The organism is Synechococcus sp. Cruz-7E5 (genome assembly GCF_024345995.1).
Taxonomy (GTDB): Bacteria; Cyanobacteriota; Cyanobacteriia; order PCC-6307; family Cyanobiaceae; genus Regnicoccus_A.
Genome location: NZ_JAGQCE010000007.1, coordinates 113,463 through 133,047 on the forward strand (window position 1 = coordinate 113,463; position 19,585 = coordinate 133,047).

General features: G+C 64.0%; 22 protein-coding genes. 17 read left to right on the forward strand and 5 right to left on the reverse strand.

The genetic code is table 11. The features are described 5' to 3' along the window. Positions 1 to 8: 8 nt before the first annotated feature. The 4 genes from KBY77_RS09890 (at position 9) to KBY77_RS09905 (ending at position 4,599) form a co-directional block, all read left to right on the forward strand. Entirely contained in the window at positions 9 to 1,823 is a 1,815-nt protein-coding gene (locus KBY77_RS09890) for an SLC13 family permease (protein ID WP_255103809.1), read from the forward strand. A 102-nt stretch (positions 1,824 to 1,925) separates the two neighbouring features. Next, positions 1,926 to 2,561 (forward strand): peroxiredoxin, encoded by a 636-nt coding sequence (locus KBY77_RS09895; RefSeq protein WP_255103811.1) that lies wholly within the window; start codon positions 1,926 to 1,928, stop codon positions 2,559 to 2,561. Positions 2,562 to 2,725: 164 nt separating this feature from the next. Further along, the gene (locus KBY77_RS09900) at positions 2,726 to 3,430 is read left to right on the forward strand and encodes a TrkA family potassium uptake protein (RefSeq protein ID WP_255103813.1); all 705 of its coding nucleotides are present in this window, start codon (positions 2,726 to 2,728) and stop codon (positions 3,428 to 3,430) included. Positions 3,431 to 3,450: 20 nt separating this feature from the next. After that, complete coding sequence (locus KBY77_RS09905; RefSeq protein ID WP_255103857.1) at positions 3,451 to 4,599, forward strand: anhydro-N-acetylmuramic acid kinase; 1,149 nt, start codon at positions 3,451 to 3,453, stop codon at positions 4,597 to 4,599. Between the two features lie 16 nt (positions 4,600 to 4,615). On the opposite strand, the gene KBY77_RS09910 is transcribed toward KBY77_RS09905, so the two are convergent. Next, complete coding sequence (locus KBY77_RS09910) at positions 4,616 to 4,945, reverse strand: ribbon-helix-helix domain-containing protein (RefSeq protein ID WP_255103815.1); 330 nt, start codon at positions 4,943 to 4,945, stop codon at positions 4,616 to 4,618. Between the two features lie 92 nt (positions 4,946 to 5,037). Here KBY77_RS09910 and KBY77_RS09915 point away from each other — a divergent pair, with 92 nt between their 5' ends. Both KBY77_RS09915 and KBY77_RS09920 read left to right on the forward strand, forming a co-directional pair. Next, positions 5,038 to 5,367, forward strand: coding sequence for a hypothetical protein (locus KBY77_RS09915; protein ID WP_255103817.1), 330 nt, complete (start codon positions 5,038 to 5,040; stop codon positions 5,365 to 5,367). A 288-nt stretch (positions 5,368 to 5,655) separates the two neighbouring features. Then, positions 5,656 to 5,913: a hypothetical protein gene (locus KBY77_RS09920; protein WP_255103819.1), complete on the forward strand. Its 258-nt coding sequence runs from the start codon at positions 5,656 to 5,658 to the stop codon at positions 5,911 to 5,913. Between the two features lie 27 nt (positions 5,914 to 5,940). On the opposite strand, the gene KBY77_RS09925 is transcribed toward KBY77_RS09920, so the two are convergent. After that, positions 5,941 to 6,117, reverse strand: coding sequence for a hypothetical protein (locus tag KBY77_RS09925; protein ID WP_255103862.1), 177 nt, complete (start codon positions 6,115 to 6,117; stop codon positions 5,941 to 5,943). A 98-nt stretch (positions 6,118 to 6,215) separates the two neighbouring features. Here KBY77_RS09925 and KBY77_RS09930 point away from each other — a divergent pair, with 98 nt between their 5' ends. The 3 genes from KBY77_RS09930 to KBY77_RS09940 all read left to right on the forward strand — a co-directional run bounded on the left by KBY77_RS09930 (position 6,216) and on the right by KBY77_RS09940 (position 8,758). After that, entirely contained in the window at positions 6,216 to 7,979 is a 1,764-nt protein-coding gene (locus KBY77_RS09930) for an ABC-F family ATP-binding cassette domain-containing protein (protein WP_255103820.1), read from the forward strand. Between the two features lie 158 nt (positions 7,980 to 8,137). Then, positions 8,138 to 8,353 (forward strand): hypothetical protein, encoded by a 216-nt coding sequence (locus KBY77_RS09935; protein WP_255103864.1) that lies wholly within the window; start codon positions 8,138 to 8,140, stop codon positions 8,351 to 8,353. Positions 8,354 to 8,485: 132 nt separating this feature from the next. Next, positions 8,486 to 8,758 (forward strand): hypothetical protein, encoded by a 273-nt coding sequence (locus KBY77_RS09940; protein WP_255103866.1) that lies wholly within the window; start codon positions 8,486 to 8,488, stop codon positions 8,756 to 8,758. Positions 8,759 to 8,853: 95 nt separating this feature from the next. Here the strand turns inward: KBY77_RS09940 and KBY77_RS09945 are convergent, their stop codons facing one another. Next, positions 8,854 to 9,990: a trypsin-like peptidase domain-containing protein gene (locus KBY77_RS09945; RefSeq protein ID WP_255103823.1), complete on the reverse strand. Its 1,137-nt coding sequence runs from the start codon at positions 9,988 to 9,990 to the stop codon at positions 8,854 to 8,856. A gap of 297 nt (positions 9,991 to 10,287) precedes the next feature. Here KBY77_RS09945 and KBY77_RS09950 point away from each other — a divergent pair, with 297 nt between their 5' ends. The 3 genes from KBY77_RS09950 (at position 10,288) to hrpB (ending at position 13,941) form a co-directional block, all read left to right on the forward strand. Next, complete coding sequence (locus KBY77_RS09950; RefSeq protein WP_255103826.1) at positions 10,288 to 10,596, forward strand: DUF2973 domain-containing protein; 309 nt, start codon at positions 10,288 to 10,290, stop codon at positions 10,594 to 10,596. A gap of 81 nt (positions 10,597 to 10,677) precedes the next feature. Continuing rightward, positions 10,678 to 11,061, forward strand: a complete 384-nt coding sequence (locus KBY77_RS09955; RefSeq protein ID WP_037979909.1) for a hypothetical protein — start codon at positions 10,678 to 10,680, stop codon at positions 11,059 to 11,061. A gap of 285 nt (positions 11,062 to 11,346) precedes the next feature. Beyond that, positions 11,347 to 13,941, forward strand: coding sequence for an ATP-dependent helicase HrpB (gene hrpB / locus KBY77_RS09960; protein ID WP_255103829.1), 2,595 nt, complete (start codon positions 11,347 to 11,349; stop codon positions 13,939 to 13,941). Position 13,942: 1 nt separating this feature from the next. On the opposite strand, the gene KBY77_RS09965 is transcribed toward hrpB, so the two are convergent. Beyond that, positions 13,943 to 14,752, reverse strand: coding sequence for an HAD family hydrolase (locus KBY77_RS09965; protein WP_255103832.1), 810 nt, complete (start codon positions 14,750 to 14,752; stop codon positions 13,943 to 13,945). A gap of 207 nt (positions 14,753 to 14,959) precedes the next feature. Here KBY77_RS09965 and KBY77_RS09970 point away from each other — a divergent pair, with 207 nt between their 5' ends. The 5 genes from KBY77_RS09970 (at position 14,960) to KBY77_RS09990 (ending at position 17,373) form a co-directional block, all read left to right on the forward strand. Then, on the forward strand, positions 14,960 to 15,106 hold the full coding sequence (locus tag KBY77_RS09970) for a chlorophyll a/b-binding protein (protein ID WP_006172180.1): 147 nt from the start codon (positions 14,960 to 14,962) through the stop codon (positions 15,104 to 15,106). 188 nt (positions 15,107 to 15,294) lie between these two features. Next, positions 15,295 to 15,477: a hypothetical protein gene (locus KBY77_RS09975; RefSeq protein ID WP_255094158.1), complete on the forward strand. Its 183-nt coding sequence runs from the start codon at positions 15,295 to 15,297 to the stop codon at positions 15,475 to 15,477. Continuing rightward, positions 15,474 to 16,676, forward strand: a complete 1,203-nt coding sequence (xseA, locus tag KBY77_RS09980; RefSeq protein ID WP_255103836.1) for an exodeoxyribonuclease VII large subunit — start codon at positions 15,474 to 15,476, stop codon at positions 16,674 to 16,676. Before KBY77_RS09975 ends, xseA begins: the two co-directional genes overlap by 4 nt. Then, complete coding sequence (gene xseB, locus KBY77_RS09985; protein ID WP_255103838.1) at positions 16,673 to 16,933, forward strand: exodeoxyribonuclease VII small subunit; 261 nt, start codon at positions 16,673 to 16,675, stop codon at positions 16,931 to 16,933. Before xseA ends, xseB begins: the two co-directional genes overlap by 4 nt. Positions 16,934 to 16,965: 32 nt before the next feature. After that, complete coding sequence (locus tag KBY77_RS09990; protein WP_315856476.1) at positions 16,966 to 17,373, forward strand: DUF2834 domain-containing protein; 408 nt, start codon at positions 16,966 to 16,968, stop codon at positions 17,371 to 17,373. Positions 17,374 to 18,248: 875 nt separating this feature from the next. On the opposite strand, the gene KBY77_RS09995 is transcribed toward KBY77_RS09990, so the two are convergent. Beyond that, positions 18,249 to 19,235, reverse strand: coding sequence for a YihY/virulence factor BrkB family protein (locus KBY77_RS09995; protein ID WP_255103840.1), 987 nt, complete (start codon positions 19,233 to 19,235; stop codon positions 18,249 to 18,251). Positions 19,236 to 19,585: the final 350 nt, after the last annotated feature.

The following is a 19,585-nucleotide window of genomic DNA, read 5'->3' on the forward strand; positions in this document are numbered from 1 at the left end:
TTACGTCCTTGGACGATCTGCTCCAGACCGCCCTCCAACCCCAGGCCCTGATCACTCTTGTCACGCTGGCCGGCTCGATCGTTCTGTTCGTCAGCGGTTGGCTGGCCCCTGAAGTCACCGGACTGCTGGTGGCTGGTCTGCTGATGGCCACCGGCGTGCTCAAGCCTTCCGAAGCCCTGGAGGGCTTCGGAAGTCCGGCTCTGATCACCGTGCTCGGCCTGTTCGCGCTCTCGGCGGGTCTGTTTCGCTCCGGCGGCCTCGATCGACTGCGAGGGATGATCGGCTCAGATGCGGTGCGGACTCCGAAGCGGATGATCGTGCTGCTCACCACCCTGGTGGCACCGGTCTCCGCCTTCGTGCCGAACACCCCGATCGTTGCTTCCTTGCTGCCCGTGGTCGAGGGCTGGTGCCATCGCCGCCGCATCTCGCCCTCGAAGGTGTTGCTGCCGCTCTCTTTCGCCACGGTTCTGGGCGGCACGCTGACGCTGATCGGCAGTTCGGTGAACCTGCTGGCCAGCGAGGTCAGCAGCAAGCTGGGTTACGGCGCCTTCGACCTGTTCAGCTTCACGCCGATCGGGATCGGGGTATGGCTGGTGGGCAGCCTGGTGATGGTCCTGCTCTCCGACCGCTTTCTGCCGGATCGCGGCAGCGACGATCTTGACCTGTCCCGCAGCTTCAGCAGCAGCGGATACCTCACCGAAGTGATGATCCCTGCCGGCTCCGAGCTGGTGGGCCAATCCCTGCACAGCACACGTCTGCAGCGTCGTTTCGACGTCGACGTGCTCGAGCTCCACCGCGACGAAGAGCGCTTCACCCCACCGCTGGCCGATCGGATCCTGCAGAAAGGTGATCGCCTGGTGCTGCGCTGCACCCGTGACGACCTGCTCCGCCTGCAGCAGGACCACACCATCGTTCTTGCCCCAGTCCCTGAATCGGGAGCCGCCGAAGTGGCTTCCCAGACGGTGGCCAACCTGCGGATGGTGGAGGTGCTGATGCCGGCAGGCTCGACCCTGGCCGGGGCAAGCCTGCGGGATCTGCGCTTCCGCCAGCGTTACAACGTCACCGTTCTGGCCCTGCGCCGCGGCAATGCGGTTTTACGCGAGCGGCTTGGCAGGGCATCCCTGAGGGAGGGCGACGTGCTGCTCCTGCAAGGACCCCAGGACGCCATCCGCGGCCTACAGGCCAACAATGACCTGGTGGTGCTCGAGCAGATCGAAGACGATCTGCCCACCGTGAGCCGTAAGGGAATCGCCATGGTCATCGCCGTTCTGGTGATCGTGCTGCCCACCTTCAAGCTGCTGCCCCTGGTGGCAGCGGTGCTGCTGGGCACCGTGGCAATGGTGGCCACCGGTTGCCTTCGCACGGGTGAACTGCTGCGTTCGATCCGGCTGGATGTGATCCTTCTGCTCGGATCGCTCGGAAGTTTCAGCATCGCCCTGGAGAAAACCGGGCTGGCCGAAGCGATGGCCAGGTCGTTGCTCAGTGGCTTGCGGCACTGGCCGATCTACTGGGCCCTCGCCGCAGTGTTCCTGTTCACCACCCTGCTCACCGAGGTGATGAGCAATGCGGCCGCGGTCGCGATGGTGATTCCGATCGCGGCGCAGGTTGCCGTCGGCCTCGGCATGGCGCCGATGGCCTTCATCTTCACTGTGCTGTTCGGTGCCAGCCAGAGCTTCCTCAGCCCGGTGGGCTATCAGACCAACCTGATGGTGTTCGGACCGGGCCGCTATCGCTTCCTCGATGTGGCCCGCTACGGCTTCCCCCTCACCGTGGTGATGACCCTTCTGGTCCCCTGGCTGGTCTGCAGACAGTTCGGGATCTAGGCCCTCCGGTGCCTAACCTGTATCATGCACAGGATGAGGCCGCGGCAGCGCGCCCCTTCCCGCACAATCCTTTTCCACTCCCTCCCAACACGCCTTCTTTCCATGACGCTGCAACTCGGCGACACCGTGCCCGATTTCACCCAGGAGTCCCAGCTGGGTCCGATCAACCTCTACGACTTCGCCGGCGACAGCTGGGTCGTGCTCTTCTCCCATCCCGCCGATTACACCCCGGTGTGCACCACCGAGCTGGGCGAGGTTTCACGCCTGCGCCCCGAGTGGGAGAAGCGCAACGTCAAAACGATCGCCCTGAGCGTGGATTCGGCCGAAAGCCACAAGGGCTGGATCGCCGACATCAACGAAACCCAGTGCACCGTCGTTGATTACCCGATCCTGGCCGATTCCGACAAGACTGTCAGCGATCTCTACGGCATGATCCACCCGAACGCCCTCAACAATCTGACGGTGCGCTCGGTCTTCATCATCGATCCCAACAAGAAGCTGCGCCTGCAGATCACCTACCCCGCCAGCACCGGCCGCAACTTCACTGAAATCCTGCGGGTGATCGATTCGCTGCAGCTCACCGACCACCACCAGGTGGCCACACCGGTGAACTGGAAAGACGGCGAGGACTGCGTGGTGGTGCCCTCGATCGCCACCGAGGACGCCCGCGCCAAGTTCCCCAAGGGAGTCACCGAGATCAAGCCCTACCTGCGCATGACCCCCCAGCCGAACAAGTGAGAACCAGCCAGCCGGGGTGGCAACGGCCTGCCAGCTGGCTTCTGATCCCTCGCTCTTTCCCGCCGGCGGCGGGATTTTTTTTGGCCAGTCGCCGTCAGATGTCAGGCCGAGCGGCGGCCAGTGGGCACGGGTCACAGAATGGCGCCGCATGCAGATGAGCCTTGATGACCAACTGGTGGCGCTGGCAAGGAGCCGGAACGGCCGCACCGGACAGTTTCGCGGTGATCGGGGTAGGGCGTTTCGGCACAGCCGTCTGCAAGGAACTGGTGCGCTGCGGCGCCGAAGTGCTGGCGATCGACAGGGATCAGCGCGCGATTGACGACCTGCGGCAGGTCGATCCAGCCATCGAGGCCCGCGCCCTCGACTGCACCGATGAGGAGGCCCTGCGGGAGGCGGGCGTTCTCGATCTCACCACGGTGGTGGTGGGCATCAGCGAACCGATCGAGGCCAGCATCACCGCCACCTTGATCGTCAAAGACAGCGCAGGCAGCAAGGTCAAGCAGGTGATCGCCCGGGCCACCAGCGATCTGCACGAGAAGATGCTGCGCCGGGTGGGGGCCGACAAGGTGGTGTTTCCCTCGCGCATGCAGGGTGAGCAGCTGGCCCGTCAGCTGGTGCGCCCCAACCTGCTGGAGCGGCTCAGGCTCGACGATCGCAACAGCATTGAGGAGATCAAGGTGCCCCAGGCCTTCATCGGCCGCTCCCTGCGTGATCTGAACCTGCGCAAGAACTATGAGGTGAGCGTTCTGGCTGCCGGCCCGGAAAATCGGCTCTCAGTGAATCCACCGGCCTCCCATGTGCTCAGCGAAGGGGATCTGCTGGTGGTGATGGGAACTGTTCAGGCGCTTGAAGGCCTGCCCCAGCTGTGAGGTTCCCAGGGAGGCCCAGCCTGGTGCTCGGATTGATGAGCGGCACCAGCGCCGATGGGGTGGACGCGGTGCTGGCCAGTTTCCAGCCCCCACTGGCACACCCCCGTTGGCGTGTGCTCCACCAATGCTTCTATCCCTACCCCAGCGATCTGCGGGCCCAGCTGATCGCGGTGGGACAGGGTCAGCCATTGGCGGCGTCCGCGCTGCTGGATCTGGCCGAAGCAGTGAGCGAAGCTCAGGCCGAGTGTGCCCGCCGCTGTGATCCAGACGGCCGCGCCGAGCTGGTGGGCTGCCATGGCCAGACCATCTGGCACCGGGCACCCCAGGGGGGACGGCGCGGTGCCAGCTGGCAGTTACTGCAGGGGCCACTGCTGGCCCAGCTGCTGGAGCGGCCGGTGGTGTTCGATCTGCGCGCATCCGACCTGGCCTTGGGGGGCCACGGTGCCCCGCTGGTGCCAGCGGCGGATGCCGCCCTGCTGCCACCGATAGGAGGCTGGCGCGCTGTACTAAACCTCGGAGGGATCGCCAATCTCACCCTGCTGCCGCCAGCCCAGGGACCGGAGCGCCACCAGCCTGTACGCGGCTGGGACTGCGGCCCGGCCAACAGCCTGATTGATCTGGCGGTGAGCCGATTCAGCCAGGGCAACCTCAGCTACGACAAGGGGGGAGCCTGGGCCAGTCGGGGCATGGTTCAGGAGGACCTGATCCAGTCGTGGTTGAGGGAACCCTTCTTCCAGCTACCGCCGCCGAAATCCACCGGCCGGGAAGATTTCGGCCTGCCGGATCTGGATCGGCGCCTCGAGGAGCTTGAGCTGCGGGCGGTGGCCGCTGGAGTCCCCCTCGAGCCCGCCGATGCTCTGGCCACCCTCACAGCCTTCAGCGCAGCGGTGGTTGCAGCCGATCTGCGCCATGGGACGCGGCCGCTGGAGCTGGTGGTGGCCGGAGGCGGAGCCCGCAACGGGATGCTGATGGATCAGCTGAGGCGGCGCTGCCGGGGACTGTTGGTACGCCCGCTGGCGGAGCTGGGCCTCGATGAGGCCGCCCGTGAGGCCCTGGGCTTTGCCCTGTTCGCCTGGTGGCACCAGCATCGGCATGCCGGCGCCCTGCCCTCTGTGACTGGGGCCAGTCGGGCAGCGGTGATGGGGGTCAGGGCCGATCCCAGCCGTTGAACTGCTGGGAGACCATTCAGGCGCCGGAGCGGGGCAGCCGCAGGCGCCGCGGCAGCCCCCGCAGCCGGCGGGGCTGGCTGTTCTCCTGGCGTTCCAGGACCTCGCGGAAGCGTTCGGTGGGCCTGCTTGCGCCGCTGGCGCGCTCGCCCATCCCCGGGGAGGACGGAGCCACTGCCTGATCAAGGCTGTCGAGTCCCCGCTGGATCAGCACCTTGGCCATGTTGCTGACTGTGCGCGACTCCGCCTCGGCCGCTGCGGTGAGGCGGTCGCAGAGCCCCTCAGGCAGCACCACCTGAATACGGGGGGACTTGGGGCGGCCGCTCGTGGAAGTCTGGCGAGTGGCCACAGCGGATCAGGTCCCACGCGTTACACACCAGTGTACAGAGATCCCAACGGATAGTATCCGGCACTAAGATTGAGAAGCTCCGAGCACGAGCCATGCCCAACAGCGCGCTCACGTCGGCGGCGGGACAGACCCCGAAGCCGCGTCGCACAAAGGAGCGTCAAGGCTCCCCAGGGATCCCCAGCGCTCGCGGGGCCGGCTCCAGCAACGTCGAGGTTTCGGCGGTGATCAGCACCTACCTGCTCACCCATCTGCATCACGTGCTGCAGCGTGCCGAGTTCAACGCCCTGCAGGAGGGCCGCCAGCCCCTGGCCGCCAATTACGCCCAGTTGCGCCAGCTGCTCTGCCTGGAGGCCCGAAGCCTGGAGAACCCCGCCGCCTGTCCCGAATCGAGCGAATCAGTGAAGCCGTCGCAAGCTGCCTGAAAGCTCTTCCAGCCTGACTTTCCCCTTGGCCCACGGTTCAGCGGCAGCGTGCCAAGACCAGGACAAGGGGCCATTCTCCCAGGGCGGTCACCAGCACTCTTTCTGGTCCTCCCGAATTGACGAGTACGCGCGCAGCCATTGCTGGGGTTATGCCAGCAGCCTGAGTCGGCGCCGGTCGTGGTGACACCTCCAACAACCAACAACAGCCAACAAATACTGGCCACCACTGAATAGCCGCCATAAGGTGCCAATCAGACAGCTCAGGCAGCAACCGCCAGGCCCGTACCAATGACCGAGCACCCGCCCGAACCGGCCGCTGCGGCCAATGCCGCCGCGCTCTACGAGCGGATTCGCTCCGATGAGGCCCTCACCCAGTCCCTGTTCCGCCAGGCACTGCAGGACCCCAAAGGCACGATCGAGCGGATCATCGCCATGGGATCCGACTTCGATCTACCCGTCACCGAGGCGTCGGTTCGGGAGCATCTGGCCTCCCTCGACGATCTGGATAGCAAACAGTGGCTGATCAAGGCTCGCGGCGGGCTGTGATCCAAGGAGGGGCGTCCCTCGCTCTGCTCAGGGCACCCGCCGGCCGCCAGGGGGGGTTGGCTCCGCCTGGATGGCCGGAACCTGACGAGGTGCCTGGCGCAGCTCACGGCCACCCTGGGCCCAGCTGAAGAACAGCCAGTAGCTCACGATCGCCAGTCCAGCTGCAACCACAAGCGCCGCCACCTGCTCCAGACGTTTCACCATCAAGTGAGGTGGGGGGATGGGTTTGTCAGTCTGCCCCGCAGCCGATCGGATCCGCCCTTTGAGGATGGATCAAGCCACCGCGATCGGGCCGAGCGGAGATGATGACGTTTCACAGCCGATCCGCCCAAACCGTGCTCCGTCTGGAACGTGTCTCAAAGATCTACCCCACCGGCGAGGTGCTGCGGGATGTCACCTGGGAGGTCAAGTCCGGGGACCGGGTCGGTCTGGTGGGGGTGAATGGGGCCGGTAAATCCACCCAGCTGCGACTGATCGCCGGCCTGGAGGAACCCAGCACGGGCCAGGTGGTGCGCCAGGGGAATCCCCGCATCGCTTACCTGCGCCAGGAGTTCGACGTGGATCTGGAGCGCAGCGTTCGTGAGGAGTTGTTCCAGGCCTTCGGCGAGGCGGCCGACGTGCTGATCCGCCAGCATCAGGTGGAGCACGAGATGGCCAGTGATCAGGCGGCGACCGATCCCCACCACCTCGATGAGTTGATCCATGAGCTGGGCAGGCTTCACAGCCGCTTCGAAGCACTGCACGGCTATGAGCTCGATGCTCGCATTGACAAACTGCTGCCCACCCTCGGCTTCACCCCCGAGGGAGCCGAAGAAGCGGTGGGGGCCTATTCCGGCGGCTGGCAGATGCGCATCGCCCTGGGCAAGATCCTGCTGCAGGATCCGGACCTGCTGTTGCTGGATGAGCCCACGAACCACCTGGATGTGGAGACCATCCAGTGGCTGGAAGGGTATCTGCTCGAGCAGGAGGTCCCCATGGTGGTGGTCAGCCATGACCGAGCCTTCCTCGATCGGGTCTGCAATCTGATCGTCGAAACGGAGCGGGGCGTCTCGCGCACCTACCTGGGCAACTACAGCCAGCACCTGGAGCAGAAGGCCCTGGAGCGGGAAGCCAGTCAGGCCGCCTTCGATCGCCAGCAGAAGGAACTGGCCAGCCAGCAGGCCTACATCGACCGCTTCCGCGCCAGCGCCACCCGCAGCACCCAGGCCAAGAGCCGCGAGAAGCTGCTGGAGAAGGTGGAGCGGATCGAGGCCCCGCTCGAGGGACTCTCAGGCCCCCGCTTTCAGTTCCCGCCAGCACCTCGCTCGGGGCGCCAGGTGGCCCTGATCGAGGACCTCACCCACAGCTACGGGGAGAAGATCCTCTTTCTGGGCGCCGATCTGGAGGTGGAGCGGGGGGATCGCATCGCCTTCGTCGGTCCGAACGGGGCGGGCAAATCCACCCTGCTGCGCCTGGTGATGGGGCTGGAAGCCCCTGACGGGGGAAGGGCCGGCCTGGGTGAGCACAACGTGGTGGCGGGGTACTTCGAGCAGAACCAGGCCGAAGCCCTCAATCTCGAGCGCAGTGTCGTCGACACCCTGTTCGAGGCCGTGCCCGACTGGACCCAGACCCAGGTGCGCTCGCTTCTGGGCAATTTCGGCTTCAGCAACGACGACGTGTTCAAGGACGTGGGCCAGCTCAGCGGCGGTGAGAAGGCCCGTCTGGCCCTGGCGCTGATGCTGCTGACCCCCTCCAACCTGCTGGTGCTGGATGAACCCACCAACCACCTCGACATTCCCGCCAAACAGATGCTGGAGTCAGCTCTGCAGGACTACGAAGGGGCCGCACTGATCGTCTCCCACGACCGCTACTTCATCTCCCAGGTTGCCAACCGCATTGTGGAATTGCGCGACGGCGAACTGGTGCTGTACCGCGGCGATTACGCCTATTACCTTGAGAAAAAGGCTGAAGAGGCCGAAGCCGAAAACCGTGCCCAGCAGGACCGGGTGAAAAAGGCCCGCCAGGAGGCCAACCGGCAGAAGCAGAAAGACAAGAGCCAGGGGCGCCGTGCCCGCACCGGCAGCTGAAAGGAACCGCCAGGAGCAGCCCTCAGCCTTGAATCAGCAGAATCTCTAAAGCAAGCACAAACAACTTCATCCTTCAGTAGGTAAGAAGACTCAATTATCTGGACCCACCCGAATGATCTCCATATCCTGACCATATCCCCATTGCCCAGGTCCGGCGCATGACCAATTCCTTCGGCCATCCCTTTGCCAGCCAAGGCGGAGCAGGCTCTCTGCAACCTGCTGCAGGCCTGATGATGACAACCACTGCCGCCAGCTTCGGCCACGATGAAGGCGGTGATTCGGTGGAGAGCTACTTCGAGTGCATCACCACCTGCTCCCTCGACGATGGCGAGTGCATCACCAACTGCGTGGAGCAGCTTCGGGAGCACCACTGAGGCTTGCCGTCAGCGCTTGCCCCATCGGCAGACGCTGACAAGAAGTCGGTAACTCTGTACCGGTCGATACGCGAGCACCCGAAACACTTCGTAGCATTGGCGTGGCTTCACTGTCCCGTCGCGATGCCTCGTATGTCCGAACCGCTCGCCCTCAGCCTCGGCCAACAATTTGAGCTGGAGCGCATGACCCGCATGATCGATTCCACTGGGGACCCCCAGTCGCTGAGGGGTCTGGCCAAGCAGTTACTGCAGGCCTGGCACACCCAGAAAGCTGCTACGGAGTGGATCATGCGCCAGCAGCTGGGAACCCCGGGTCACTTCGGAGGGATGGCAAAGTCCGCTGCCGGACTCTCCGTCGACAGCTCCTCCCAGACGAACGTCAACGGCTCGATGGATGTGCTCTGAACCGGATCCCGGGTTTCGCCCCGATTAAGTGCAAAGGAGGGGAGTCCATGGGCCCCATGGTCATCCCCTCCTTTGCGTGGGCTTCACTCTGGCGCTTACCTAGCCTGCCCCCCACTCTGCATGCCGGTAGGCACCACCTCCAGCTGAACCGGGGTGCCGCCACGCATCACCCTCAGCGCCATCGGCCGTCCCACACCATTGGCCTCCACCGCCTCCACCATCTGAGACGGACCAGTCACCGGCTTGCCTGCCGCCGCCACGATCACGTCTCCACTGCGCAGACCGGCTCTTGAGGCCGGGCCTCCGGGCATCACTGAACGCACCAGTGCACCCCCACTGAGGCTGCGCTTCATTTCGGGGGGAAGATTATCGAGCCCGACTCCGATCATCGGGTGGCTTACCCGGCCTGTGGCCAGAAGTTGAGTGGCGATCTCTCGAGCCCGGTTGATCGGGATGGCAAAGCCCAGGCCCGCCCCGGGACCCGAGCGCACCAGGGTGTTGATCCCCACCACCTCCCCGTCGGCGTTGAGCAGGGGGCCACCGGAATTGCCCGGATTGATCGCCGCATCCGTCTGAATCAGATCCAGGCGCTTGTCGGTGATGCCCAGCTTGGCCACGTTGCGGTTGAGGTTGCTGATGATGCCCATCGTCACCGTGTTGTCGAGGCCAAAAGGGTTCCCTACCGCAATCGCCCAGTCACCCACCTGAAGAGCATCGGAATTGCCCAGCGGGGCGACCGGCCAGGGGCCTGGCTCCATCAGCCGCACCAGAGCCAGATCGGTGACGTTGTCAAGGCCGATCACCTTCCCCTCAGTGCGGCGGCCATCCTTGAGCCCCACATAGACCCTGTCGGTTTTCTCCACCACGTGGGCGTTGGTGAGGATCAGCCCATTCGACTGGAAGATCACGCCGCTGCCCTGGCCCCGCTCCGTGCGCTGACTCGGCTGCTGGGCCTGGGGGAAGAAGCGCCTGAAGAAGGGATCGAGCATCATTCCAGGCGGTAGTCCGCCACTGCCCGGGCGAACCACGGTGCGCTCGGTGTCGATCGTGACCACCGCAGGGCCTGAGCGGCGCACGGCATCGGCCACGAACGACTGGCGAGACAGGGACGCTGCAGCCGCAGGCCTGGCCTGGGCGAGGAGGGGAGCGACCGGTAGCAGCGGGGTTCCAAGCAGCAGGGCCAAGGGCAGAACAGGACGCAGGGACCGATGCCAGAAGAAGTTCTTCGTCATCACGTCTGGAGTGCTCTCGTTTTTTGGACCGTAACGGCAATGGCGGGCTGCACGAAAGGCCGGTCGGCCTCCAAGGTGTGACGAAGTGCGGCGCACCAATCCACGCACAGGGCCTGACAACCACCTAGAGTTTACAAAGATTTACAGAAATCCATGGATACCAGTTCGTTCCTGCTGATTTTTCTTGCCTTCGGTGCCGCTTGCAGCAGTCTTTGGGCCTGGAAGATCGCTCAGGGAGCCACATCCAGGCAATGATGTGGGTGTGAACGGGATACCCCCAGCACCGCCGAGCCGCCGATGGCACAGTTGTTGTCTCAGATCTTTCCCATCCTCTACGGCGCCTGCGTTCTGCTGCTGCTCTGGCAAGCCTTCAAGGTGATGGCCAGGGGCTTTTCAGCTGTGCCTCGCCCGGGTGATCCAGCCTCGTCCGCACCCATGGGTCCACCCCCGGCTGACGATCCGGAAGAGAATGGGGACCGCACCGGCAGGCTCACCATCCACCCCGAGCTGCTTGATGCCGATGGGCAGATCACATCCGAGGATCTGCTCACGGTGCGATTCGGTGGCGACAACGACTCCACCAGGCTTCCGGCCCAGTCCGACTGATCCGGCCCCTTCATATCTTGGAGCGGCCCGTCCGGCTGGTACAACCGGTGGGCGAAACAGAGTTCTGGCGGAGGCCGAGAATTGGATCAGAAAACACGTATCGTTGCGGCTGTGCTGCGTGGCCTGAAGCTGCCGCCCCGCTTCCGCCTTCACCTGATCAAGGACGATCCAATTCGTCTGGAACTGAGCCTGACTCCTGCCTACGGCAAGGACCCGATCCTGGTGGGGCTGGTGGAGTCCCAGGATCTGGTAGCCCGTCGCGACCGGGAAGGTCGAATCCCCCGCGACCTGCAGGGCACCTGGGACTGGACCGTCCGCCACGGCAAAGTGAGCACCGGTGGCTGGAACCCGTATCTCAAGGAGGCCCTGCAAACCATGTTCGAAACAGGTCTGCCGGCGATTGTCTATGAAGAAACCACCGGAGAGGCATACCACCCGGTGGACGGGGCCCGTCACGTGCGCTGATCGGCGGCGCTTCGGATCTGTGGTCATTCCAACGTGTGGCGACGAAACGTGGCAATCAACACCACCCACCCCACCGGGCGGCGTTAAAACTGCAGTATCCACTTCTTCCGATTTTCTTCATGTCCTCTCTGGGCCTGTCCGTCGGGCCGCTTGTGCGCTTGCTGGCCTCCCTGGGATTGCTCAGCACCGCCCTGCTGGCCCTCGTTCTGCGGCTCCTCGGCTGAGCTGTCAAGAAACTCTCGAGATGGCTTCGCCGGCGGAACCCATCTCCCCCCGCTGAACTCCATGGGCTTCCCCTGCAGCCGCCACGGGGAAGCGTTGCCGATCGACCCGCTTCTGCCGGAGATCCTGCAGCAACTTCCCCGCGGCGGCACCCTTCTTCTTCAAGCCCCGCCCGGGGCTGGCAAAACCACCCGCGTCCCGCTTGCCCTGCTGCAGCACCTGGCCTCAGACAACGGCGAGGTGGGCATCATTTTGATGATCGAGCCGCGGCGGCTTGCAGCCAAAGCCGCAGCAACCCGCCTGGCTGAAGCCCTTGAGGAGCCGGTGGGCGCCACGGTCGGATATCGCGTGAGGCTGGAGCAGCGCTGCTCCAGGACCACCCTCCTGGAGGTGCTCACCGACGGACTGTTTCTGCGTCGCCTTCAGGACGACCCGGCCCTCAGCGGCGTGGTGGCGGTGATCTTCGACGAGTTCCACGAGCGCCGCACCGACGCCGATCTCGCCCTGGCACTGCTGAGGGAGGCCCGTGCCCTGCTGAATCCCCAGCTGCGCCTGCTGGTGATGTCGGCCACGCTCAACCTCGAACCCCTCAGCCAGCAGCTGCCGGAGGCGGTGGTGCTCAGCAGCCAGGGACGCAGCCATCCCGTGGAGCTGCACCACCAACCGCCGCGGGAGCGGGAGCCTCTGGACCGCCAGGTGGTGCGTGCCCTGGAGAGCCACTGGCTGCAGGACGAAGGCGAAGCCGGTACGGCCCTGGTGTTTCTGCCGGGCCAACGGGAGATCCAGCAGGCGCTGCGGGCGATCGAATCCACCAGTTGGGGCCAGCGTGCAGAGCTCCACGCCCTGCACGGCGGACTGTCACTGGCGGCCCAGAGCCGCGCCATCGGCGCCAGCCATCACCTGGGCGACAAGGTGGTGCTCACCACCTCCATCGCTGAAAGCTCCCTCACGATCGAGGGGGTTCGCCTGGTGGTCGATAGCGGCTTGAGTCGGCGCAGCCGCTTCGATCCCCGCACCGGCATGGACGGGTTGGTCACCCTGCCCGCCAGCCTGGCCAGCGCCGAGCAGCGCCGGGGACGGGCCGGTCGCCTGGGACCCGGCCGCTGCGTGAGGCTCTGGTCGTCCGCGGAACAGCAACAGCGGCCGGCCTACGACCCGCCCGAGCTACTGGAAGCCGATCCCTTGCCGCTGGTGCTGCAGCTTGCCCGCTGGGGGGCCGGCCTAGGGGAAACGTTGCCGTGGCTGGACCCGCCTCCGCAGGCCGCCCTGCGTCAGGGTCTGGAGGTGCTGACGCAGCTGGGTGCCGTCGACCGGCAGGGGGTCCTCACCGCCCATGGCCGTGCCATGGCCCAGCTGGGAATCCATCCCCGCCTGGCTCACATGCTGCTGGAAGGCCAGCGCCTGGGGAGGGCCCAGCTGGCTTGCGAGCTGGCAACGCTGCTCAATGAACGCGACCCTCTGGCGGGCCAGGGGGCAGGCGCCGATCTGATGGCCCGGCTCGACTGGCTCCGCCAGGACCGCCCAGACCCCCGGCGCGGCACGATCAGGCAGCTCTGCCGGCAGCTCCAGCAGCAGTTGCAGGGGAATAGCAGGCCTGAACGCGCAGGAGCATCAGCCGCCACCACACCCGGCGCAATCGTCTCCTCTCTGGCAGAGGCTGAGACAGCGGCATTGCTGCTGAGCTGTGCCTATCCAGAGCGGATCGCCCTTGCACGCATCGAGGGTCAGGGTCGCTTCCTCATGCGCAGTGGCCGGGGCGCCCAACTGCCGACCCACGACCCCCTGGCGGGCCACACCGTGCTGGCGGTGGCCGCGGTGGACGACAGCGGCAGCGACGTGCGCATCCAGCAGGCCTTGCCCCTGTCGCGCCAGATCCTGGAGGCACTCCAGGCCGAGCAGGGCTGCCAGCTGCCGCTGGTGAATTGGCAGCCAGCCGAGCGCCGGGTGAGGGCCGTCATCGAGCGACGACTCGGGGCCCTGGTGCTGGAACGTCGCCCCTGGGACGATCCACCCGAAGCGGCTGTGCTGGCGGCAATGCTGGAAGGCATCCGTTCGCTCGGTCTGGGGGTGCTGCCCTGGGACAGGGACAGCCGTGAACTGCAACACCGGCTCAACCTGGCCCATGCTCGCCGGGGTGCGCCCTGGCCCGATCGCAGCGAGCTCGCACTGGAACGAGATCTGGAGCAGTGGCTGGGGGATCAGCTGAGCGGCCTGCGGGCCCTGGACGAGATTCGTCAGCTCGACCTGAAGGAGGGACTCTGGAACGGGTTGGCCTGGGAGCAACGCCAGGAGCTGGAGCGCCTGCTCCCCAATCAGGTCATCCTTCCTACCGGACGCTGGGCCCGACTGGAATACGGGAGTGGCAAGCCTGTGCTCGCCGTGAAACTTCAGGAACTATTCGGTCTCAGCGAGGGACCCAGAGTCCTGGAGGGTGAGCTGCCGGTGAGCTTGCATCTGCTCTCCCCAGCCAGACGGCCGGTGCAGATCACCCAGGACCTGGGCGGTTTCTGGCGGGGAAGCTACGCCCAGGTGCGCCGGGAGCTACGGGGGCGCTACCCCAGACATCCCTGGCCCGAAGATCCGGCTCAGGCGGTGCCTACCGCCGCCACAAGCCGTGCCCAGGCCCGCAGCACTAAGGGGCCGACCGGCGCACCATGAGTCAGTCGAAGAGATGGGCGAAACCGAAGTGGTGGAGACCCTCGACGATGCCGTCGCAGCCATGGCCAGCCGCGGCGAAGGTTGCTGGCAACGCGGGCAGATGGCGACGCAGGGCTGGCTCGGCATTGCCGACCATGATTCCCGCAAGGCCGGTCTGGAACATGGCCAGATCATTGAGGCTGTCCCCGGCTGTCACCACCCGCCGCTGGTCAAGCTCCAGCCAGTCCAGCAGCCCCAGCAGGGTGGAGCCCTTGTTGACCCCGGCAGGCAGAACATCGAAGTAGCGACCGCCCGAGAGCAGACAATCGACGCCCTCGGCCTCCAGGCGGGGCACCAAACCATGGTCGAAACTCCCAGGGTCATAGGCGTAGGCGAGATGTCGATCGACACTGATGGGCTGGGGACTCAGGCCAGGCTGCCCTCGCAGCAGGGGCTCAAGCCGCTGCTGCAGTCCCCGCCAGCGCCGCTCGATCGGATCGACGGCCAGAGGCACGAGCTCGAGGCTGGCGCCGCAGGCCACCGTGCAGCCCACATCGCCGATCACCAGGTGGGGAGCCCCGAGCTCCAGCCGCGGTTCCTGCCTCAGCAAGCGGGCCACCGAGCCAAGGTCACGGCCCGTGCAGAACACATGCAGGACCTGCTCCCGGCGCGATCGCAGCCAGTCGTAGAGCTTCAGGCGACCGGCAATGCTCCCCTCCAGCAGCGTGCCATCGAGATCCGTGACCAGGACCAGGTCCGGGCTGCTTGGTAGTGGAGCGGACAACTGCCGTTGCAGACGCCGTCGTCGTGTGCCGACGGGAACGCTGGTCATTGGAGTTTCCACAGCCAAACAGGGTCGGCGCTCCCACAATGCGGCCGCTGCCTGGCCATCGCCAAGCAAGCGCTCAGGGACGGACAAAAGCCGGCCTGCGAGCCAACTGATCCACAGGCAGGAAATCCGAACACGGAAATTGACTTAGGCCAGGCGTCAAGACAGCTCCAAGATTCGTTACGATATGAAGGTCAACCGGATACACCCATGTCTGACGCCACCCAACCCCGCTTTGGATTCGTCAACTTCGCCGAAACCTGGAACGGCCGTCTGGCCATGCTCGGTTTCGTGATCGGCCTTGCCACCGAACTGCTCACCGGCCAAGGCATTCTCTCCCAGATCGGTCTGGGTTGAACCGCCGAGATCCAACTCGGCTTTCTGCTTTGGTTCGCTCCGACAACCCCATCGTCTCCGTCAGGTGGAGGCGGTGGGGTTTTCAATGGCTGTGGCCATCTCCGTTCCTGTTGCCGCCTGAAGGCACAGACGCCATGCCTTGGATCGTCTGAGCCGTCAGCCAGACTTACTGATTCCCTCGACGGATCGTGCCTTTGGCTCCGTTCTTCGTCAAGAACAGGCGTGATGGCTCACGCCTGTTGAGCACGGCCCTGGTGATCGCCACTACGGGGCTGATTCGTTTCGACCACCCGATCGGCCGCCTGCTCTTTCTGACGGCCTCGGCGATCAGCCTCTACTGGGGCTACTGCTACGGACGGCTGGAGCATTGACCCGTGTGACTTCCACCGGTGCCCCAGAGCTGGCAACTGACACCAGTGGCCAGCCCCTGCCTCGGTACAGCGTCACTGACCTGAACCGCTCGATCGGCACCCTGCTGGAGCGCGGCTTCGCTCCCCGCTTTCTGCTGGAGGCCACGGTGTCGCGCCCGCAGCTGAAGAAAGGCCACCTCTGGATGACGCTGCTGGATGAGACCGCCTCGATTTCGGCGGTGGTCTGGGCATCACAGCTGCCGCGCCTGACCTTCACACCAGCCGATGGTGATGGGGTGATCGTCGTAGGCAAGCTCAATTTCTGGGGGGCACGCGCCAGTCTCTGCGTCCAGGCCCTCGACATACGTCCCAGCCTAAGCAGCGTCCTGCGCCAGTTCGAGCGTGTCAGGGAACGCCTCGAGAGCAGCGGCCTCTTCGATCAATCCCGCAAGCGGCCTCTGCCTGAATGCCCTGCGGTGATCGCGCTTCTCACCAGCAGCCCCAGCTCCGCCCTGGCCGACATGCTGCGCACCGCCGCCGAACGCTGGCCGGCCACGAAGATCCTGGTGATACCGATCCCCGTACAGGGCGCCGTTGAGGGCAGCATCTGCACGGCCCTCGAGCTGGTAACCCAGGCTGCCAAGCGCCTCGGCATCGAAGCGGTGGTATTGGCTCGAGGCGGCGGCAGCCGCGAAGACCTCGCCGTGTTCGACAGCGAAGCGGTTGCTCTGGCCCTGGCGGCCATGACCCTGCCGGTCGTCACCGGCCTTGGCCACGAAGACGACACCACGATCGCCGATTTGGTGGCTGATTACCGGGCCGCTACACCCACGGCGGCAATCGTGGCACTGCTCCCCGACCAGCGCACCCTGCGCCAGGAGCTACGGCAACGGCAGCAGCAGCTGCGACAGACCCTGCGCTGGCGAGTGGAGCGCGAACAGCAGAAGCTGGCCGCGCAGGTCATGCGACTGAAGCAACTTCACCCCCAGGCGGTATTGCAGCTGCAGCAAGCACATCTGCAGCAGCGCCTGCAGCTACTGGAGGCTCTCTCACCCAGACAATTGCTCAAGCGTGGATTCTGTCTGGTCCGCGGAGAAGCCGGTCAGCTGCTGCGCTCAATCGAGCAGGTGGAGATAGGCCAGAGCCTGCTGGTTCAGTGGTTGGATGGAACCGCCGATGCCCGCGTCACCGAGCGTCGTCACGAGCACCGAGAGCCATGAGCAACCGCAAGCGTCAGCCGCCGTCCCAGGATCCGATCAAAGACAACTGGCTGAAGGAGACGCAGCAGTTGACGTTTGCCCAGAGCCGAACGGCACTTGATCTCACCCTGGCAGCACTGCAATCGGAAGACCTGGAAGTGGAGGCAATGGCCGGGCTTTACAGACAAGCCGTGGCCTACGCCGATCGCTGTGAGCAGGTCCTCCGGCAAGTGCAGCAGCAGGTTGAGGAGCTAGACCTGAATTCCATGGAATCCTGAGCATGACGCCAACGAACCATCAGGACAGCTCCATGTCCAGCGACAAAGCCACTGTTACTGCTGGGCTCAACACGTCCACAATGCACACACCCTGGCTGCAATGGATCTACCTCGCCCTGGCAGTGTGTGGCGCCATCTTCCCCTGGCTGGCTAACGTTCAATTCATTCGCGACTACGGCGAGGCCTTCAACCTGGCTCAGTTCATCGAGTTGGCCAACGCCAACCCCGCGGCCCGATCTCTGTCGCGAGATCTGCTGATCGGAGCGAGCGCCGTAACGATCTGGATTGTCAGCGAAACACGCCGATTACAAATGCGAGGACTCTGGATCGTGTTGCTGAGCAGTTTGACGATCGCCTTCGCCTTTGCGGCTCCATTCTTTTTGTTTCTAAGGGAGCGACGCCTTCTGGAGATCAGCCGAGGCATCTCGACAAAGAGCTGATCAAACCGACATCTGCTCAGCCTTCATCAACAGGCTGCCAATCAACCAGCCAATCAGCCTGAAGACAAGAACCTATTCAGTTTGAGCCCGCTAATTTCATCTGGGTCTGCCAACTCTCAGCGAGAGTCGACATCCTTCGACTCAACATCAATAGTAACATCGCTCACATCAAGATTATCATCACTGGAGGCCTCTTCAGAGGGGACCTTACCGTCTGACCATAACCAACTCGTGAAGACCTTAGGCAGCGCTTGAGCAACCGGACCAGGCTGGGTGTTGTGGGCTCTAGAGGAGGCGTCAGCACTTGAAAGTGGGGCACCACAAGCGGGGCAGGTGGTCGTGGCCATGCAGCTGAGACCGCAGACCGTACAAGTGCGCACCCGCCGTCTCAGGAGCTGAAAGGCAAGGGCACCAGCTCCAGCCAGAAGCAAGGGCAGAAGCAGGATAGCCAGAGTCAGTCCGCCCAGCAGGTCAAGCAACAGACGACTGAGCGGGGTGGGAGCAACGAGCAGCAGACCAGCCAACAGGATCAAGAACCAGGGCAACTGCCGATTCATCAGCGTTGAAAGCGAGAATCACGCTCCAACCAGCGCTCAAGAGCAGCAAGCGCCTCCACTCCAGCCCACGCACAGACAAGGGCGCCAACCAGAAAAGCAACGATGAGGCCAGCCGCCATTAGCACTGGAACCAAAGTCAGGGTGAAGAACGTCCCCACGACACAGGCGCCAACACCAGCGCACAAAAGCAGGAGTGCCGTGGGGAGTGGACGCAAGGCAAGGCTTGATTTGTTCACCGCAAGATCAACACACTCCATCATCGTCGCCCATTCACGCCCATTGTTGAACGAGGGGCGGGTGCGGATCTCCGTAGATGCATCAAGTTGCCAGGTCTTTGGGATTCTCCTCGGGAGGAGCTTCCTGAATGAGGCCAAGGCGAAGGCAAAAGCTCTCAGCCGTCATTGGACCTGCGGTTGCCAACACCACGCTGTAGGCCACACCGAAATAGTAGATAAGCCCCAACAGCCACACCCATAGAGTCAGCACCAGGACGCCACCGATCAATCCATACGCCTGAAACCGAGTTCCTAGAGAAACGATGCTTCGCCCAACGACAATATTCAGCAAGGTATATGCAGATCCAACAAGCATCGAACCAGGCAGGAGCAGTTGCCATGTGATGCGCCGAGAAGGCAATAACCGCAGCAGACCAAGAGACACCAATGAAGCAATCAGCAAAGACACAAGCAGATCAGCCAGCGCTGATACTGGGAACAGGTAGCGGTACACCCACTCAAGCGGTGCGGCCGTTAATCCACGCCATGTTTCAAAGCCCATCAAGCGAAGGTTGACGGTCAACTGGTCCATCACGAACAAGCTGCCGACGGCCATCAAGAACATCGTGGCCTTCAACCGCAGCATCAGGAAGCGCCTGACCACGACCAAAACGTTCTGGACAACGGGTAGGGACGCAACCGCCACTCGGGCACGAGAATCCCTTGCAAAGCGGAGGGACCAGAGATGATCAGTGCCACGCTGCAGACTGAGGTAGGCATTGCTGGCGGTGATCAACAACACAGCCACACCAAGGAAGCCCGCCCCACCACGTTGCCTGTAAAGCTGCACCAAGGTCGATTGCACAACCCGCTGAGCGGAATCCGGTAATAGCTGGGATGTCCAATCGAGGATTTGGCCGGTCAGTCCGTCGTCTCGCCCTAAGACCCAACTTGCAAGCGAAAGAATAATCAGAAGAACCGGAAAGAAGGATTGAAGAGTGTGGTAAGCAAAAGCAGCACTGAGATCAACGCAGCCAAAATGATTCCAGAGTCGACAAGACCACCAAATGCGACGCAGGAACAGTTTCATCCGCCTCCCAGCACGACCAACACTTTGATCGGCTTCCGAAGCATCCAAGTCTTGTCAGGCAGATAAGCACCATTTTCAGCCTAAACGGTCCCTACCTGCCTGTCAGCGGCATGAGCCGAGGGGTGCAGGCACCAGCCCCCGGCGTTAGCCCAAGCCCAAGCGTCACCTGACGGCAAGCACAAAAAAAGCCACCCTGAGGTGGCTTTTAAACAAAACTGATCTCAGCAGCGCTGAAATCAGATATAGAGCATTCAGATTGTTTTATCCTGGCATTGAGCTATTTTTGCAGGAAGCTACCCTCCAACTATCGTCGCCGCTACTGCGTTTCACAACCGAGTTCGAGATGGATC

What these genes read in the sequence shown, in the direction of transcription:
- KBY77_RS09950 (WP_255103826.1), top strand. Translation starts at nt 10,288, where the DNA reads ATGGCACAGTTGTTGTCTCAGATCTTTCCCATCCTCTACGGCGCCTGC.
- KBY77_RS09925 (WP_255103862.1), bottom strand. Translation starts at nt 6,117, where the DNA reads ATGGTGAAACGTCTGGAGCAGGTGGCGGCGCTTGTGGTTGCAGCTGGA.
- KBY77_RS09965 (WP_255103832.1), bottom strand. Translation starts at nt 14,752, where the DNA reads ATGACCAGCGTTCCCGTCGGCACACGACGACGGCGTCTGCAACGGCAG.
- KBY77_RS09915 (WP_255103817.1), top strand. Translation starts at nt 5,038, where the DNA reads ATGCCCAACAGCGCGCTCACGTCGGCGGCGGGACAGACCCCGAAGCCG.
- KBY77_RS09995 (WP_255103840.1), bottom strand. Translation starts at nt 19,235, where the DNA reads ATGAAACTGTTCCTGCGTCGCATTTGGTGGTCTTGTCGACTCTGGAAT.
- KBY77_RS09895 (WP_255103811.1), top strand. Translation starts at nt 1,926, where the DNA reads ATGACGCTGCAACTCGGCGACACCGTGCCCGATTTCACCCAGGAGTCC.
- KBY77_RS09990 (WP_315856476.1), top strand. Translation starts at nt 16,966, where the DNA reads ATGTCCAGCGACAAAGCCACTGTTACTGCTGGGCTCAACACGTCCACA.
- KBY77_RS09920 (WP_255103819.1), top strand. Translation starts at nt 5,656, where the DNA reads ATGACCGAGCACCCGCCCGAACCGGCCGCTGCGGCCAATGCCGCCGCG.
- KBY77_RS09945 (WP_255103823.1), bottom strand. Translation starts at nt 9,990, where the DNA reads ATGACGAAGAACTTCTTCTGGCATCGGTCCCTGCGTCCTGTTCTGCCC.
- KBY77_RS09935 (WP_255103864.1), top strand. Translation starts at nt 8,138, where the DNA reads ATGACCAATTCCTTCGGCCATCCCTTTGCCAGCCAAGGCGGAGCAGGC.
- KBY77_RS09940 (WP_255103866.1), top strand. Translation starts at nt 8,486, where the DNA reads ATGTCCGAACCGCTCGCCCTCAGCCTCGGCCAACAATTTGAGCTGGAG.
- xseB (WP_255103838.1), top strand. Translation starts at nt 16,673, where the DNA reads ATGAGCAACCGCAAGCGTCAGCCGCCGTCCCAGGATCCGATCAAAGAC.
- KBY77_RS09970 (WP_006172180.1), top strand. Translation starts at nt 14,960, where the DNA reads ATGTCTGACGCCACCCAACCCCGCTTTGGATTCGTCAACTTCGCCGAA.
- hrpB (WP_255103829.1), top strand. Translation starts at nt 11,347, where the DNA reads ATGGGCTTCCCCTGCAGCCGCCACGGGGAAGCGTTGCCGATCGACCCG.
- KBY77_RS09900 (WP_255103813.1), top strand. Translation starts at nt 2,726, where the DNA reads ATGACCAACTGGTGGCGCTGGCAAGGAGCCGGAACGGCCGCACCGGAC.
- KBY77_RS09930 (WP_255103820.1), top strand. Translation starts at nt 6,216, where the DNA reads ATGATGACGTTTCACAGCCGATCCGCCCAAACCGTGCTCCGTCTGGAA.